Genomic DNA, 16,254 nt, shown 5'->3' on the forward strand with positions numbered 1-16,254 from the left:
TGTTGTGTGGTTCATTGATCTGAAAATTGCTGTAAGCTCAAAAATTGGCGTATCCGCAGAACTACATATCGGACGCTGTTTTCATCAGTGTATTCTACGTTAATGGGTATCTCTGTCCCAAATTTTAGCAAAATTACAGCCCGATAAAGCTTTTTGTATTTAAATTGCTTGTCTTGAATTTCAAAATCTAGAATCGATAAGAGTGAATATTTGATGATTGCTTCACCACGCAAACCTTTCCGTTCTATAAATACTTGATTGAGACTTTTATAAAAAGTGCAAGTGCTTACAGGTGAGGTACATAAAAAAGCACCAATTGCTATGACAAACAAGAACAATAAGCTGAGATAAGACAGATATTCACGCTGGTTTTGCAGGACTAATAGAGAAGTTTGCTCAGAATTAATAAAATTGTTAATCTCCGAAGCAGCACTTTGATTTGCTTGATAGCTAGCATGGGGTAACAGGACAATATATCCAAAGGAACTTGTAACTACAACTTGATGTGTCTCTCCCCCTCTACTACCTCTTGTTGTAATGATTTGCGCTTGTTGGGGATCAAAAATTTTGAGTTGATCTTTTTTTCCCAACAAACTAAACCGCTTCAATTCACAGTTAATTTCCTTGGGTAGGGAGCGAGTGCAGGTTAAACGGGCTGAAGCAAAATCAAACAATATGCAGTAAATCAAAAAACTCAACCCAGCGGTAAATATCAACCCCCCAGTAATCCAGTTTGAGATTGGTTTCTGCTGGATGACTAATCTTGTGTGGGTTTCCTCTACAATTTTCATTAGTCTTGGTATGTATTTGCATCTAGAAGACTTAAGCCATAAGTAAAGTATTCCCCTCATAGCCGATGCAGATATCACCATTGCTAAAATTGTTGGCAAAAAAAAAATATAATTAAATTATTGCCTTCTATAGCAATCCTATTTCACTTGTGTGCCTCTTGTTTGGGATCGCTATAGTCATGAGTTATTTCTAGAGTTCCCAAAATGAAAACCTTAATTTCCACATTCACGCAACATCTAGCTTTTTCTCAACCTGAGTTAGAAGCTTTACTTTCAAAGCCACTAACCGAGGTTCTCAATTCACCTGAGCTTAAGCAAGAGTTAGAAAGCTTAGATACTAATTTGCTGAAGGAAACCTTACCCACAGCAGGAGCGGTTTTAGCTAAGGAACTACCGCCTTTTTACCACTGGCTAAAAAACGAGTTAGGAGTTAAGCGTGTTCCTGATAGTCCAGAACACACAACAAAATGGGTAATTGGTTTCGTTAATCATCAAGAAAGTCTAACTCGCTTGGTTGAGTTACACCGTCCTGTACCGCGTCCGGCTTTAGAAGCTGCGGTTCCCCGCTTGGTGGGGCTGTTTGATGGCGTGGAAGATGTCACGGTGCGGCTAGAATGGCAAAAGGCGATCGCAACTCTTTGTTTAGTTTTAGCTGTTGCTGCTCATGAACAAGATCAACTCACCCCAGCAGGCTGAATATTGAGCAATTTTTTTAACAACTTTGGGAGATTTGGAAGAGTGCAGATATGATGTACAAGCCTTGATTTACCCCAGGAACAGTTGATGAATTGCCTTTACATTTCCTACTTGATGGGTGAGTCTTAAGAGTGCAAGGCAATTCAAAATTCAAAATCCTCCCCATGCTGAAAGTATTTCCTAAACAAACCGCCTTTATGCACACCCGCGATGGTGTGCGCTTGGATGCAGATATCTATCGCCCCGATGCTGATGGGGAATTTCCGATATTATTGATGCGACAACCCTATGGTAGAGCGATCGCATCTACTGTAGTTTACGCCCATCCCATTTGGTACGCTGCCCAAGGTTATATTGTGGTAATTCAAGATGTGCGGGGAAGGGGGACTTCTGAAGGTGAATTTAAGCTATTTGTCCACGAAATCGCTGATGGCGAAGATACAGTAAATTGGGCGGCAAATTTACCGGGTAGTAATGGCAAAGTGGGAATGTATGGTTTTTCTTATCAGGGAATGACTCAGCTATATGCCGCAGCTGCTAAACCCCCAGCCTTAACCACAATCTGTCCGGCGATGATTGGCTATGATTTATATACAGATTGGGCTTATGAAGGAGGCGCATTTTGTTTACAGACTAATCTCGCTTGGGCAATTCAATTAGCTACGGAAACCGCCCGTTTACGAGGAGATAAAACAGCTTATCAAGCCTTGTTTGCAGCTTCGCGCAATCTGCCTGTAAATAATCCCGAAATTCTCCAACAACTCGCCCCTGACTCTTTTTATCATGAGTGGGTGGCACATCCCCAACCAGATGCTTACTGGGAAGAACTTTCACCCAAAAGTCATTTGCAAACTGTTGATTTGCCTATGTTCCATATCGGCGGCTGGTTTGATACTTACCTGCGGGGAACTCTGCATTTATATCAAGATATGGTATCCCGCAGCTGTAAACCCCAACATCTATTAGTTGGCCCTTGGGCACATTTACCTTGGGGGCGCAAAGTTGGTGAAGTTGACTTTGGCGCTCATGCAGCAAGTCCTGTAGATGGAATGCAAGTTCGTTGGTTTGATCAATTTCTTAAGGGTGTAGATACAGGATTGGTTGAAGATTTGCCTGTTTGTTTATTTGAAATGGGCAATAACCTGCCGACACATTTTCCCATTATACCTATAGTTAACCAGAAATCTTATTTTTTGTCAAGTGCCGGTCTATGCAATATTCGGCAAGATTCGGGAACTCTCAGCAGTCAAAACTCACCATTGACCACGGCTGATATTTTGGTTCATGACCCTTGGCGACCGGTGCCTTCTTTAGGTGGTCATGGGGCAATTCAGGCAGGTGTTTTTGAGCGATCGCATCTTGATTGTCGTTCTGATGTTTTAACCTACACCAGCGAACCGATGATAGCAGACTTACATCTAATGGGGGATGTGGTGGCACAAATCTGGTGTAGTGCTGATCAACCGAGTTTTGATTTGTCTGCGGTGCTGTCGGAAGTTCATCCTGATGGGCGCGTGTTCAATTTGACTCAAGGTTATATCCATTGCTTCCAGGGGCATAATTGCCTTAGCAGAAAAATTCAACTGCAAACGATATGTGCGCGAATTGCTCCAGGTAATGCTCTGCGTCTCAGTTTGAGTGGGGCTTGCTTTCCCGCTTATGCGATGAATTCTGGTACAGGTTCAGTTCTCAATAGCGATCGCGCCTTTGATGCCCAGATTATCACCTTGACAGTCAGTGGCGGCGGTGAGACTAGTTCCCAAATTCTCTTACCTGTGATCACATCTGATATTTGACAAATCTACTGCTAGGGAGTTATCTTAAACAATAACGAGCGTTCGATATAGATAACTGGAGAATAGTCCTGCTATGCCCAAGATTGTTGACCATGAACTATACCGCAAAGAATTACTCGGCAAGTGTTTTGATTTATTTGCTGAAAAAGGCTATGGTTCCATCACCATGCGGCAAATTGCTCAGGGCTTAAAGGTTTCTACAGGTACGCTGTATTATTATTTTCCCAGCAAACAAACTTTGTTTGAGCAATTGGTAGAAGAGATATGTCAGCAGGATTTACGTGCAGCTTTGGCAGAGTTGAGAGGAGCACAAACAATCCAAGAGGAAATAGAATCACTGGGGCGATACATCGTCAAAAACGAGGATTACTTTATTAAATGGACTTGTATCTGGGTCGATTTTTGTCAACATCAAGACTCTAAGCAAGAGGGGAATGCTGTGTTTAAACGCGCCAATCAGCAATACAAGCAGGCAGCTAGAGATTTTTTTGGTATTCAAAATCCAGCGTTAGCTTCCTTTATAGTCAGCTTTATCGATGGTTTGTTACTCACGAAATTAAGGGGTGATAACATGATTTCTATTCCTGAACAATTCGCTTTATTAGGGAATATGCTGACGTTATATTTGCAGCAACAAGAGTCTCTCAATGTGGCTCATAGCAAACCATTAGCTAGTAGTAAGTAATTAGTTGATGGTCACACACAAAAGACAAGTTTTTTATTGGGGAACGTAAGATGGGTCAAAAATTGTTATTTAAACCTGCCAATCAAGGGTTAATTGGGCTAGTAATAGCAGCGACTGCTGTTACAGGTGCAATTGCTGTTTATGGAATTTCTCAATTTGGGCAAGTTAGTAAAACTGCCTCATCTGACATTGTAGAAACCAAGCCGATTGCCCCAAAAGTGACTGGATTAGGACGATTGGAACCAGAAACAGAGATAATTAGCCTGTCTGCACCGTTGGCCTTGAATGGCGATCGCATTTCCCAAATCCTCGTTCAGGAAGGCGATCGCGTCGAAGCCGGGCAGGTTATAGCAATTTTAGATTCTCGCGAGCGCTTGCAAAATGCCGTAATCCAGTCGGAGAAACAACTCAGAGTGGCTCAAGCCAAACTGGTTCAAGTAAAAGCTGGGGCAAAAACCGGAGAAATTCAGTCCCAGCAGTCCAGTGTTGAACGCTTACTGGCTCAGTCTCAAGGAGAAAGACTGGCTCAAGAAGAAGCGATCGCTAGATACATCGCACAGTGGCAAGGAGAAAGACTTGCCCAAGAGGCGACAATTAGGAAGTTACAAGCAGAATTCAACAACGCCCAAGCCGAATATCAACGTTATCAGCAGCTATATTCTGAAGGTGCAATTTCTAATTCGGCAATTGACAGCAGACGCTTGAGTGTGGAAACGGCAAAACAGCAATTGGGAGAAGCTAAAGCAGTCCTTAACCGGATTAACACCACCGCTAACAAGCAACTAGCCGAAGCTAGAGTCACACTTAACAGGATTAAAGCTACTGGCAACAAGCAAGTCAGCGAAGCCAAAGGCACACTTAGCAGTATTGCCGAAGTCCGGCCTGTGGATGTAGCCGTAGCACAAGCAGAAGTCGAAAGTGCGATCGCCACACTTAAACGCGCCCAAACCGAGTACAAAGCAGCTTATATCAAGGCTCCAATCGCCGGACATATCCTCAATATTAATAAAAAAGCCGGAGAAAAGACAGATCAATCTACATCTAGTACAGAGACAACTGGCATTGCAGACTTAGCGCAAACCGACCAGATGATGGCAATAGCAGAAATTTATCAAACAGATATCGGTAAAGTGAAATTGGGACAAAATGCAGTTATTACCAGTCAGGCATTTCCTGGGGAACTGCGCGGCACCGTTACCCATGTTGGCTTACAAGTAAAACGACAAAATGTTTTTAGCAGCGAACCAGGGGAAAACCTCGACCAACGAGTGATTGAGGTAAAAATTCGCCTTAACAAAGAAGATAGCAAACAAGTTTCAGGTTTGACCAACTTACAGGTGCAGACAGCAATAGAACTGTAAAGTTTATTTAACCATAAGGATAACGAATGTTCGGTATAGATTGGTGTCCCACGGCAGAGGAAGTGGAATTAAATGGTTACTAAAATGCTTCGCAAAACTCCGCTGGCCTGGCGGCAATTAATGAAAGAAAAAACCCGGCTAGCAATTGCCATTGCAGGCATTTCCTTCGCCGATATGCTGATGTTTATTCAGTTGGGGTTTAGAGATGGGCTTTATGACTCAGCAGTAACGCCACATCGCAACTTACAGGCAGATTTAGTTTTAATTAATCCCCAATTTCAAACCCTAGCGGCGGTGAAAAGCTTTGGCAGAGAGCGACTTTATCAGACATTGAGTTATGACGGTGTCGCCTCAGTGACTTCACTTTACATTGCCCTAGGTCAGTGGCGAAATCCCCAAACGCGGATTGAACGCTCAATTTTGGTGTGGGGTGTTGATCCGGCACAATCGGCCTTTAAATTCCCTGAAATTCAACAAAACCAAGATAAACTCAAGCAATTGTATCAAGTTCTGTTTGATCAGGCAGGACGCCCAGAATTTGGGGCAGTTGGTGATATTTTAAAAAAAACAGGCAAATTTGAGACAGAACTGAGTGATAAAGCTGTCAGCGTTAGGGGCTTGTTTGTTAATGGTGCATCCTTTGTGGCTGATGGCAATGTGATCAGCAGTGACTCTACTTTTCTCCAACTATTCCCCAAGCGTAAACCCGATCGCATCGATGTTGGCTTAATTACTCTCAAGCCTGGAAGTGATGTAGAAAAAGTGCGATCGCAACTTGTCGCAGATTTACCCAAAGATGTCAAAGTTCTGACTATCGAAGACTTTGCCCAAATCGAAAAAAATTACTGGGCAACCAGCACTGCCATTGGTTTCATTTTCGGTCTAGGTGTCGGTGTCGGGTTTATCGTCGGCATTGTGATTGTTTACCAAATCCTCTACTCCGATGTTTCTGAACACCTGCCAGAATACGCCACCCTCAAAGCAATGGGCTATAGCGATAACTATCTACTGTCCGTCCTAATCCAAGAGGCATTACTTTTAGCTGTATTGGGTTATCTCCCCGGATTCATCCTTTCCATTGGACTGTATCAGGTTGCCTTTTCTGCCACAATGTTACCGATCACTATGACCGTGGAACGGGCAGTAAATGTATTAATGCTGACGATTATTATGTGTAGTTTTTCCGGTGTAATCGCCATGCGAAAGCTACGTTCTGCTGACCCCGCCGATGTTTTTTAGCTTTGCATAACTGAGAAAAATATGATGTTGCCAGAATCTACAATAGCCCCTGCCAATTCCACCCCCTCAGCTATAGAACCCGCAATTTCTATTCGCAACCTCAATCATTATTTTGGTGAAGGTGCCCTGCGTAAACAAGCATTATTTGACATTAGTTTAGAGATTAACACCGGTGAAATTGTGATTATGACGGGGCCCTCAGGTTCAGGTAAAACCACCCTGTTGACCCTCATGGGTGGATTACGGTCAGCCCAAGAAGGTAGTCTGCAAATCTTAGGACAAGAAATCTGTGGTGCGAGTAAGGGGCAGTTAACTAAGCTGCGCCGCCAGATTGGCTATATTTTCCAAGCACACAACCTGATGACTTTTTTGACAGCTAAAGAAAATGTGCGCATGTCCTTAGAGTTGCATGACAAGTTTTTGAACCAGGATATCAACGCCAAGGCGATCGCCATGCTAGAAACAGTTGGTTTGGGCGAACGGGTAAATTACTATGCAGACAGTTTATCGGGGGGACAAAAGCAACGGGTAGCGATCGCCCGCGCCTTAGTGAGTCATCCTCAAATTGTCCTCGCCGACGAACCCACCGCCGCACTTGACAAAAAATCTGGGCGCGATGTCGTGGAATTGATGCAAAAGCTAGCCAAAGAACAAGGTTGCACAATTCTCCTAGTTACCCACGACAACCGCATCCTCGATATAGCCGATCGCATCGTCTACATGGAAGATGGTCTACTTAAGAGTGATGGGGTAGATGTAGGAGCAAAAATGCATTGAGGTTTTTTGAATTTGAGGCACTCTATCATTCCAGACTTTGATAATATTCTGAGATGACAAATCACTTTTAGGGAAGAGTTCATGACTATTTGGGTAAATGAGCAAATTGATCCATCCGGCATGATTTATGCCTGTATTGCCTGTTGTAATGAGTCTCAGGCTCAAGATTGTCATGAATCCTTCCAGAATAATTTGACCGAATTGCAAAAGCAAACCGGTTGGGTAGCGCAATTGCGGATAGTTGATTCTTGGGATGATGTCCCAGTTAATGCTTTAAAACTCAATTAATGGGATATCTGCAAGCAAAACCCCAAGATCATCTACCGCAACAGATACCAGAGCCAACTTGGCAGACAGTCCTCCGAAGATAGAAGAGCATAGTTGGGGATTTTGATCAACCAGATGTAGGGAGTTTAGGGAAGCAACTACCATCAGAAAAGGTTAATCGGAGATCAACAAGGGATTAAAACTCACAATTTATTCACAAAAACTGCAAGTAAACCTTAACTATCATCAAAATTTGATGTTTTTTTGGAAGTCTTCAGGGTTATTATCTATAACCAAGGAATAAATTAGAAAACTTGCCCAAACCGAATAAATATAGTGAACTATCCCCCGGTTTACATTTCGGAGCAAGGCTGTCCCATTAATTTAGTTGGCAAAACGGGACAAGCGGTGCAGATTTCAATTCATAATCCCAGTCAGTATATCTGTGCCAACTGCGAACAGATATTACCAGATTGGCAACAACAGCAATTTTTATGGGTGGTGGTTGTCTTACAGCAAGCACGATATCCACTAGAGGATAAGACGGCACAAGCAGAGGCAGAGAAAGAAAGATTGCGAGAAAAGTTTATGCGCTTTGGTTGCGACTTAGCCTTTAATTTGCGCGATCGCGGCTACTTGACAGACTTGATTGACCCCCGTACCGGCTATCCCTTACTTTCCCACCCCGGAGCCGTTCCCCACGACGACACAGCGGTTGTTAAAGCTTTGCTCGACTATCCCGTGATTAAAAACAAATGCTGTGTCCTAGTGCATCCCGATTGGGGTACCGCTGTTTATCCCAGCGTCTTGATTTCTGAAGCCCCCCCAGACATTATTCAATCTGTCACCAAAGGCATAGCACCTATGCACGGGTGGACGGAAATTAGCTAGTGGTTTGCATCAGTTCTGAAGCCGTTAAAACTACAGATGGATTCTGGAATGAAGGGACAATTTTTGTCTGTAATCGGGTTATATTGAATTTCAAGTTCCTTCAATTTTGTCATATTGGACAAAGCTTTGATATCACTGATTTGATTTTCAATCATGTAAAGAGAAGTTAAATTAGTCAGGTTAGACAAAGCTTTAATATCGCTGATTTGATTGTAACTGAGGGAAAGAGAAGTTAAATTAGTCAGGTTGGACAATGGTTTGATATCGCTGATTTGATTTTTGTCAAGGTCAAGGGAAGTTAAATTAGTCAGGTTAGATAAAGCTTTAATATCGCTGATTTGATTGTAACCAAGGTCAAGAGAAGTTAAATTAGTCAGGTTGGACAATAGTTTGATATCGCTGATTGTATTTGAACCGAGGTAAAGAGAAGTTAAATTAGTCAGGTTAGATAAAGCTTTGATATCGCTGATTTGATTGTTCCAAAGCATAAGAGTAGTTAAATTAATCAGGTTGGACAATGGTTTGATATCGCTGATTTGATTGGAACCGAGGATAAGAGAAGTTAAATTAGTCAGGTTGGACAATGGTTTGATATCGCTGATTGTATTTGAACCGAGGTAAAGAGAAGTTAAATTAGTCAGGTTGGACAATGGTTTGATATCGCTGATTTGATTGTAATTGAGGTCAAGAGAAGTTAAATTAGTCAGGTTGGACAATGGTTTGATATCGCTGGTTTTAGTTCTGTCAAGGTCAAGGGAAGTTAAATTAGTCAGGTTAGACAAAGCTTTAATATCGCTGATTTGATTGTAACTGAGGTCAAGAGTCGTTAAATTAGTCAGGGTGGACAATGGTTTGATATCGCTAATTTTATTTCTAATGAGTTCAAGACTAGTTAAATTAGTCAGGTTGGACAATGGTTTGATATCGCTGATTTGATTTGAACTGAGGTCAAGACTAGTTAAATTAGTCAGGTTGGACAATGGTTTGATATCGCTGATTTGATTTGAACTGAGGTCAAGAGTAGTTAAATTAGTCAGGTTGGACAAAGATTTGATATCGCTAATTTGATTTCTAATGAGGTCAAGAGTAGTTAAATTCGTCAGGTTGGACAAAGGTTTGATATCGCTGATTTGATTTGAACTGAGGTCAAGAGTAGTTAAATTAGTCAGGTTGGACAAAGATTTGATATCGCTGATTTGATTTCCCCAAAGGTAAAGAGTAGTTAAATTAGTCAGGTTGGACAAAGGTTTGATATCGCTGATTTCGCTGGAATTTAGTTTGAGTTCCGACCGTTTGGTAAGCTTTTGATTAGCTTGATTACAGTTTTGGGTTTCAGCCACTTTTAACAAAGCGTCAACTGTGCGTTTTGTCTCTGAGGGTAAAATTGATTTCTGCTGACACCATTCTGTAAAACTTTTGGGAGTTATCGGGGGTGCAACCATAGCTGTTAAGATGCAAGAAACTAAGGTAAAAGTAAACATATTTCCAACGAATATGGTATATTTCATATTGATTTTTTGTCTTTGCTGAGTAGATTATTTGTTAGCTGCTATATAGCAATATATACAACTTTAGATGGCACAATTCCCGATTTATTAGAGGTTCTTTTAAAATTAACAACAAAACCTCACCCTGGTTCTGCTATCGCTTTACCTGTCCCTCTCCTTGGTAAGGAGAGGGATGACTGGCAGGATTCTTTGAGGTTTTAGAGGACTTGTGTGTACACCGTAGCCTTGCAGGGGAGAGGAATGTTCGCGAGGTTTTTAGGTAAAGTTAATGACTTTCCAAACATCCTCTCTGAGAAGTAGGGAATTTTGTTGTTGACTAAAATTGAAATTTAGCTGTTTTTTGGTCGTCGCAGTTTCTGAGAATTAATGGGGCCGAGAATTTGATTTAAGCTTCGCAATTGTTCTGCTGTACCCATGCAAATTAGGGTATCTTGGGACATTAAAACTGTATCGCCGGTGGGGCCACCAATTAAAGCACCATCACCACGGCGAATTGCGAGAACTAAGGCCCCGGATTGCGATCGCAATTTAGCCTTCTGTAAACTCTGTCCCACAAAAGGGCAGGCAGTCGGATCAAGTAAAAACTCTTCCATATACAACTGGCGGTCTGCACCTGTAAGAATCCCATCCACAAAGTCTAATACCTGGGGTCTCAGGGCTGCTGCTGCCATCCTTTTACCCCCCGTGATATAGGGAGATATTACGGCATCTGCACCGCCCCGCTGGAGCTTTTTCAAGGCTTCTTCTGTACTTGCCCTGGCGATCGCGCGAATTCCGGGATTTAATGTTTTTACCGATAACACTATATATAAATTTTCGGCATCGCTCGGCAGTGCCGCGACAATACAAATCGCCCGTTCAATGCCAACTTTCAGCAGTGTGTCGTCTAATGTCGCATCACCTTGAAATACCGTGTAACCCTCTATCTGCGCCCTTTGCACAGATTCCGCGTCGGCATCAATAACGACAAAAGGCACCCCTTCGGCGCGAAACTCTTTGGCAATTTGCCGACCAGTCCGACTAAATCCACAGATGATGTAATGTCCTGATAAGGATTCCATTAAGCGCCTCTGTTGCCGTAATCGAATTCCTTCTTGAAAATAGCCCTGAATTACAGCTTCTGTAAATCTATTGACGATGTAACCGATATTAATTACACCCATCAAAATCAAGGCAATTGTAAACAACCTTCCCCGGCTTCCTAGTGGGTGTGTCTCACCATATCCCACCGTAGCTAAGGTGATCACCGTCATGTAAGCTGCATCTTCCCATGACCAGCCCTCAATAAAACAATACCAAAAAGTACCGATTAGGAAAACACCGCCGAGGGCAATTGCCCCTACCATTAATTCTTGTTGAATACGTTGATATTTTTGATCCAGGGTAGAATACACAATTTTTTTTTCATTGCTGCCACTCGTTTGAGGATATCTGAGGGTTAGCCTGAGAGATAGAGGCAGTTACGGAAATAATTTAGAAATTTTTAAATTTTTCCGGGAAACTAGAAAGATAAGCATACGACAAAATATTTTCAGGAGGAGCGGTAGTGAGCGTCCAAACTCCAGTTGAACTAGCCACAATCCCCCCACAGATAGATTCTGTGCCATCTACTCCCTTTGATGCAGATAGCTTTAATCAAGCGGTCATGTCCACATACAGCCGGTATCCCCTAGCCCTCGAAAGGGGCGCTGGATGCCGGGTTTGGGATACCCAGGGGCGGGAATATCTAGACTTTGTAGCCGGAATTGCTACTTGCACCTTGGGACACGCCCACCCAGCAATGGTAGAAGCGGTGACACGCCAAATCCAAAAGCTGCATCATGTTTCTAATTTGTACTACATTCCTGAACAGGGGGAATTGGCCAAATGGCTGATTCAACATTCCTGTGGCGATCGCGCATTTTTCTGTAATTCGGGGGCTGAGGCTAACGAAGCAGCAATCAAACTGGCGCGGAAATACGCCCACACAGTCCTGGAAATTCAACACCCGATAATTTTAACCGCTCATGCCAGTTTCCACGGACGGACTTTGGCAACTGTCACCGCTACAGCCCAACCTAAGTATCAAAAATACTTTGACCCCTTAGTACCTGGTTTCCATTACATAAATTACAACGATATTCGCGCGGTAGAAGCGGCTGTAAGCGAGTTAGATGAAGGTAATTATCGCGTGGCGGCGATTTTGATTGAGCCTTTGCAAGGAGAAGGGGGAGTGCGTCCTGGAGATGTCGCCTATTTCCAAAGACTGCGGGAAATTTGTGATGAAACAGGCATTTTGTTGATTTTTGATGAAGTGCAAGTTGGTATGGGGCGCAGTGGCAAATTATGGGGTTATGAACATCTGGGCGTAGAACCGGATATTTTCACCAGTGCTAAGGGCTTAGGTGGTGGTATCCCCATCGGTGCGATGATCAGCAAGAAATTCTGTGATGTATTCCAACCAGGGGAACACGCCAGCACCTTTGGCGGTAATCCTTTTGTCTGTGGAGTTGCCCTCAGTATCTGCCAGACCTTAGAAAAAGAGCATATTTTGCAGAATGTAGAAGCCAGAGGAGAACAGTTGCGGCAGGGCTTAAATGCGATCGCTCTCAAATATCCTCATCACATCGCCGAGGTTCGCGGTTGGGGCTTAATCAACGGCATGGAATTAACAGCAGACACTCAGCTAACCGCCCCTGAAGTCGTCAAAGCTGCCATAGACGAGGGTTTATTACTCGTACCCGCCGGGCCAAAAGTCGTCCGGTTTGTACCACCCCTAATTGTCACTGAGGCAGAAGTCAAGACAGCACTGCAAGCTGTTGAAAAAGCTCTAGCAACTGTCACAACCTAGTACCCCAGGGCGGAATTAAAAATTAACCATTACCAATTAAAAAAGTAGATTCCACTCTTCTTTTGAGTTGAATCTCACTGGTTAGTTATTTTTGCCGCCCTGCACCAGTTACTAAAGTGCCTCTGTGGTTAAAAAGCCATTTATTTAACCGCAGAGGTTCGCCAGTTCCTTGCCTATTGTCCCAAAGCAGCAACTTACTCATCTAAAATTTTGAATTTTGAATTTTGAATTTTGAATTGTTTACTCTTGCTTGCGGGATGTTAGCCAGTAAGTGGGCATTTCGCCCTTCCCTTTAATGTTCACCATCCCCCGCAGAACAAGACAATACTTAGATTGCAGTCGTTGATAGGTTGCTTCAGCCACCTGAATTAGGTTCGGTTCCCCCTGTGATTCCATGCGACTGGCGATGTTGACCGTATCTCCCCAGAGATCGTAGCTAAATTTGCGTGTGCCAATCACCCCAGCCACGACTGCCCCCGTGTTAATACCAATGCGGATGGCAAGCCGTCGCCCCTCGAAAGTTCGGAAATAGGCGATTTCCTGCTGCATAGATAGAGCCATTTCTGCGATCGCTTCGGCATGGTCGGGACGTGGGTTAGGGAGTCCACCAACCACCATGTAGGCATCCCCAATGGTTTTAATTTTTTCTAGCCCATATTGTTCTGACAGGCGATCAAATAAAGAAAAAATCCGATTGAGTAAACCCACGAGATCCTTTGCAGAAATGTAGCTAGACAATTCGGTAAAACCAACGATATCAGCAAATAAGACCGTCACATCATTAAACTGTTCTGCGATCGCTTGATGGTTCTGTTTCAATTGTTCAGCGATGGCTTCTGGCAAGATGTTTAACAGTAATTGCTCGGTTTTTTCTCGCTCCAGTTGCAATTCTGTTTCTGCCCGCCTACGTTCAGTTATATCTCGATAAACCCAGACTCGCCCACTGATGCCATCCCCTAGGCGTTGTGGACAGGAATGGCATTCAAACACTCGACCATCCTTTAACTCCAGCACATCGTAAGCATTAACTTCTGGCTGGAGATAAAGTTCTTGTAAGCGACGGGAAAAAACCTCTGGAGCTTGCAGTTGTTTGGCTAAAAACTGAACTCGACTCTCGCGGTTTGGCAATATTATATCTGGATCGTCAATCCCCCACATATCCAAAAATTTCTGGTTGTAAGTCACAAATTGCCGATTACCACTAACCGCTATAATGCCATCTCCCATTGAGTCGAAGGTTGATTGGAGTAAAGCTAGGGAATTTGCCAGTTTTCTCTCTGCTTGCTGGCGATCGCGAATTTCCTGCTCTAAGATAGCGTTTTGTTGTGTCAGCTGTCTTTGTAATTTGCGGATTGCTAGTTGATTTTCGAGCCGCGCTAGCACCTCTTGCCCTTCAAATGGTTTACTAATATAATCAGCGCCGCCCACTTCAAAGGCTTTCACCTTATCAGATACCTCACCTAATGCACTTAAAAAAATTACAGGAACATCTTTGATATCCTTCATCTCTTTCAGCTTTAGACAAACGTCATAACCGCTCATTTCCGGCATCTGAATATCCAGCAAAATCAAGTCCGGACAAATTACTTGTACTTCTTCTAGTGCCATTTTGCCATTAATCACGCAGCGCACTGAATAATCATGTTGCGTCAGCATAGTCGTGAGTAAACGCAGGTTGCTGGGAGTGTCATCAACAACCAAAATATCTGCTTTACATATACTTGGAGGATTAGTCAACTTGATTTCCTATTTATATTATTTGCATCAGCAGAAGCAGCCCCCTTAAATCCCGCGTTCCCCACTTTTGGAACACTACCAACATTTAACCGATTGATTAATCAGTTTAAGAATTTCTTTGTTTTCAAACTCTTTGGCTAATGTACGTAATTTTTCACAAAATAGCAAGAGGTTCTCATCTTCACTTCCTAGTCGATCAACCTGTCGGATAATTTCTTTGAAATTGCCTTTAGCTGGTAGTGCAGGCTAATTTATCTAATTCTTCTCTTCTAAACAAGCAACAGCCATCTCCACCTTAATTTCTAGTTTAGCTGCTTCATAAATTCACTCAAGCTTGAGGTGTTTTTGTAATTGATGTAGCAGGATATCTCTTTGCACTGGTTTGGGAAGAAAATCATTATTAAACTAAGCAGATTGAAGCCGCATTGATAATTAGTTTTAACACTCTTAAGATCATAAGCCGCTAAATTTAAAGATTATTGTAGAATTTGGGCATAGTCGGCATTAATTACTCTCACACACAGCATAGATAATTAAAATAGGGATAATCGGTATACCTGGTTATCCCTTTTCCGCAGATTTTTTGATGATTGCTACAGATTTACAGTCAAAGCATTTATATCTGATATTAATTCTGATGGGACGCAATAAAATATTAAAAATTAATCCTGCTCATCCTTTTATCCTTAAATCCTGATTTGTAATTTGTAAAAACTATTCCCCAGTCTCCAATCCCCTTTACAAATCTACCGGATGCTGTCCATAATAAGGTAAAGCCTCTGACCAATGAGGACGCTTACCTTGTTGCCAATCAAAATCAGCTAATTGCAAAATACTTGTTACCGTCGCTGCTAACCCAGATGTAGCTTTAATTAGTTGACAATCTGTAGACCAATTAGTTAGAGTTTCCTGCCATGCTTCAGGGGTAAAGACAGTATCTGGTAATAAAGCTGTCATTCCCAAACCATCAGATTGAAGTTGATAAATAGCGCCAAAAATTTGTCCCCGTTGTGCTTGCATTTCCACAGCAAAAATTTGCTCCACCCAACTATCTTGAGAAAGGGGGGCAATATTTCCCTGTTCGTCAGGGGATATCTTCGAGATGTATTCTGCCCAAGCTACTGCCGCTAAAGTGGAAACAGCAAATACAGGAATCTCTAGCTGTTGTCCTAAAGTGCGGGCGGTGACAACACCAATGCGAGATCCCGTAAAACCACCAGGCCCTTTAGCCACAGCAATAAATGCCATATCTGACCAAATGTGCGGTTTGATAAAATCAATTAAATATTGATGTATGTAGCTAGATAAATCACGCCCTAAATTCCAAACTTGAGAGTGAGTATTACCTGCAAAGTTGCTAATTGCCAAACCCAATTCGGGAGTGGTGGTATGCATTGCCAAAGCGCATTTTGTGGTTAGGAGATGTTCTAGTTTAGTTGTCAAAGTAAATGCAAATGATGTTAACAATTCAAAATTCAAAATTCAAAATTCAAAATTAAAGACATTTTCAAACGGGGATTTAAACCCCGATTGAAAATGATGCTACCTGTAGAGGTAGGGGTCTTAAACCCTTTGATTTATGATAAATTTCTAACAAATAAACTAAGGAAAAACTCAGCGTACCTTTGCGCTTCCTTAGCTACCTGGGGCGTTAAAAAAAAGGTAAAATTTAACGC

Annotated in this window: 14 protein-coding genes; 9 read left to right on the forward strand and 5 right to left on the reverse strand. The window is 42.6% G+C overall.

Annotated features, from left to right (window positions below; translation table 11 throughout):
• Positions 1–11: 11 nt before the first annotated feature.
• Positions 12–791 (reverse strand): hypothetical protein, encoded by a 780-nt coding sequence (locus H6G32_RS06945; RefSeq protein WP_190456473.1) that lies wholly within the window; start codon positions 789–791, stop codon positions 12–14.
• A 204-nt stretch (positions 792–995) separates the two neighbouring features.
• On the opposite strand from H6G32_RS06945, the gene H6G32_RS06950 reads away from it, so the two are divergent.
• The 8 genes from H6G32_RS06950 (at position 996) to H6G32_RS06985 (ending at position 8,503) form a co-directional block, all read left to right on the forward strand.
• Positions 996–1,487, forward strand: coding sequence for a hypothetical protein (locus H6G32_RS06950; RefSeq protein ID WP_190456475.1), 492 nt, complete (start codon positions 996–998; stop codon positions 1,485–1,487).
• Positions 1,488–1,651: 164 nt separating this feature from the next.
• Positions 1,652–3,283, forward strand: a complete 1,632-nt coding sequence (locus H6G32_RS06955) for a CocE/NonD family hydrolase (RefSeq protein WP_190456477.1) — start codon at positions 1,652–1,654, stop codon at positions 3,281–3,283.
• Positions 3,284–3,356: 73 nt separating this feature from the next.
• Positions 3,357–3,968, forward strand: a complete 612-nt coding sequence (locus tag H6G32_RS06960) for a TetR/AcrR family transcriptional regulator (RefSeq protein ID WP_190456480.1) — start codon at positions 3,357–3,359, stop codon at positions 3,966–3,968.
• A gap of 50 nt (positions 3,969–4,018) precedes the next feature.
• Positions 4,019–5,329, forward strand: a complete 1,311-nt coding sequence (locus tag H6G32_RS06965; RefSeq protein WP_190456482.1) for an ABC exporter membrane fusion protein — start codon at positions 4,019–4,021, stop codon at positions 5,327–5,329.
• 72 nt (positions 5,330–5,401) lie between these two features.
• Positions 5,402–6,568, forward strand: a complete 1,167-nt coding sequence (devC, locus tag H6G32_RS06970; protein WP_190456484.1) for an ABC transporter permease DevC — start codon at positions 5,402–5,404, stop codon at positions 6,566–6,568.
• Between the two features lie 24 nt (positions 6,569–6,592).
• Positions 6,593–7,345 carry a DevA family ABC transporter ATP-binding protein gene (locus H6G32_RS06975; protein ID WP_190456523.1) on the forward strand — a complete coding sequence of 251 codons (753 nt, stop codon included), beginning with the start codon at positions 6,593–6,595 and terminating at the stop codon, positions 7,343–7,345.
• Positions 7,346–7,426: 81 nt separating this feature from the next.
• Positions 7,427–7,633: a glycogen debranching protein gene (locus H6G32_RS06980; protein ID WP_190456486.1), complete on the forward strand. Its 207-nt coding sequence runs from the start codon at positions 7,427–7,429 to the stop codon at positions 7,631–7,633.
• 312 nt (positions 7,634–7,945) lie between these two features.
• Entirely contained in the window at positions 7,946–8,503 is a 558-nt protein-coding gene (locus H6G32_RS06985) for a methylmalonic aciduria and homocystinuria type D protein (protein ID WP_190456525.1), read from the forward strand.
• On the opposite strand, the gene H6G32_RS06990 is transcribed toward H6G32_RS06985, so the two are convergent.
• Both H6G32_RS06990 and H6G32_RS06995 read right to left on the reverse strand, forming a co-directional pair.
• Complete coding sequence (locus H6G32_RS06990; protein WP_190456487.1) at positions 8,500–10,011, reverse strand: leucine-rich repeat domain-containing protein; 1,512 nt, start codon at positions 10,009–10,011, stop codon at positions 8,500–8,502. The genes H6G32_RS06985 and H6G32_RS06990 overlap by 4 nt on opposite strands.
• A gap of 329 nt (positions 10,012–10,340) precedes the next feature.
• Entirely contained in the window at positions 10,341–11,405 is a 1,065-nt protein-coding gene (locus H6G32_RS06995) for a potassium channel family protein (protein WP_309232569.1), read from the reverse strand.
• Positions 11,406–11,557: 152 nt separating this feature from the next.
• Between H6G32_RS06995 and H6G32_RS07000 the strand changes: the two genes are divergently transcribed.
• Complete coding sequence (locus tag H6G32_RS07000; RefSeq protein WP_190456489.1) at positions 11,558–12,841, forward strand: aspartate aminotransferase family protein; 1,284 nt, start codon at positions 11,558–11,560, stop codon at positions 12,839–12,841.
• Between the two features lie 240 nt (positions 12,842–13,081).
• Here H6G32_RS07000 and H6G32_RS07005 read toward each other — a convergent pair whose 3' ends face one another.
• Both H6G32_RS07005 and tsaB read right to left on the reverse strand, forming a co-directional pair.
• Entirely contained in the window at positions 13,082–14,578 is a 1,497-nt protein-coding gene (locus tag H6G32_RS07005) for an adenylate/guanylate cyclase domain-containing protein (RefSeq protein WP_199328025.1), read from the reverse strand.
• Positions 14,579–15,316: 738 nt separating this feature from the next.
• Positions 15,317–16,021 (reverse strand): tRNA (adenosine(37)-N6)-threonylcarbamoyltransferase complex dimerization subunit type 1 TsaB, encoded by a 705-nt coding sequence (gene tsaB / locus H6G32_RS07010; protein ID WP_190456491.1) that lies wholly within the window; start codon positions 16,019–16,021, stop codon positions 15,317–15,319.
• Between the last annotated feature and the right edge of the window lie 233 nt (positions 16,022–16,254).

Origin of the sequence: Cylindrospermum sp. FACHB-282 (assembly GCF_014697195.1) — a bacterium.
Lineage (GTDB): Bacteria > Cyanobacteriota > Cyanobacteriia > Cyanobacteriales > Nostocaceae > Cylindrospermum.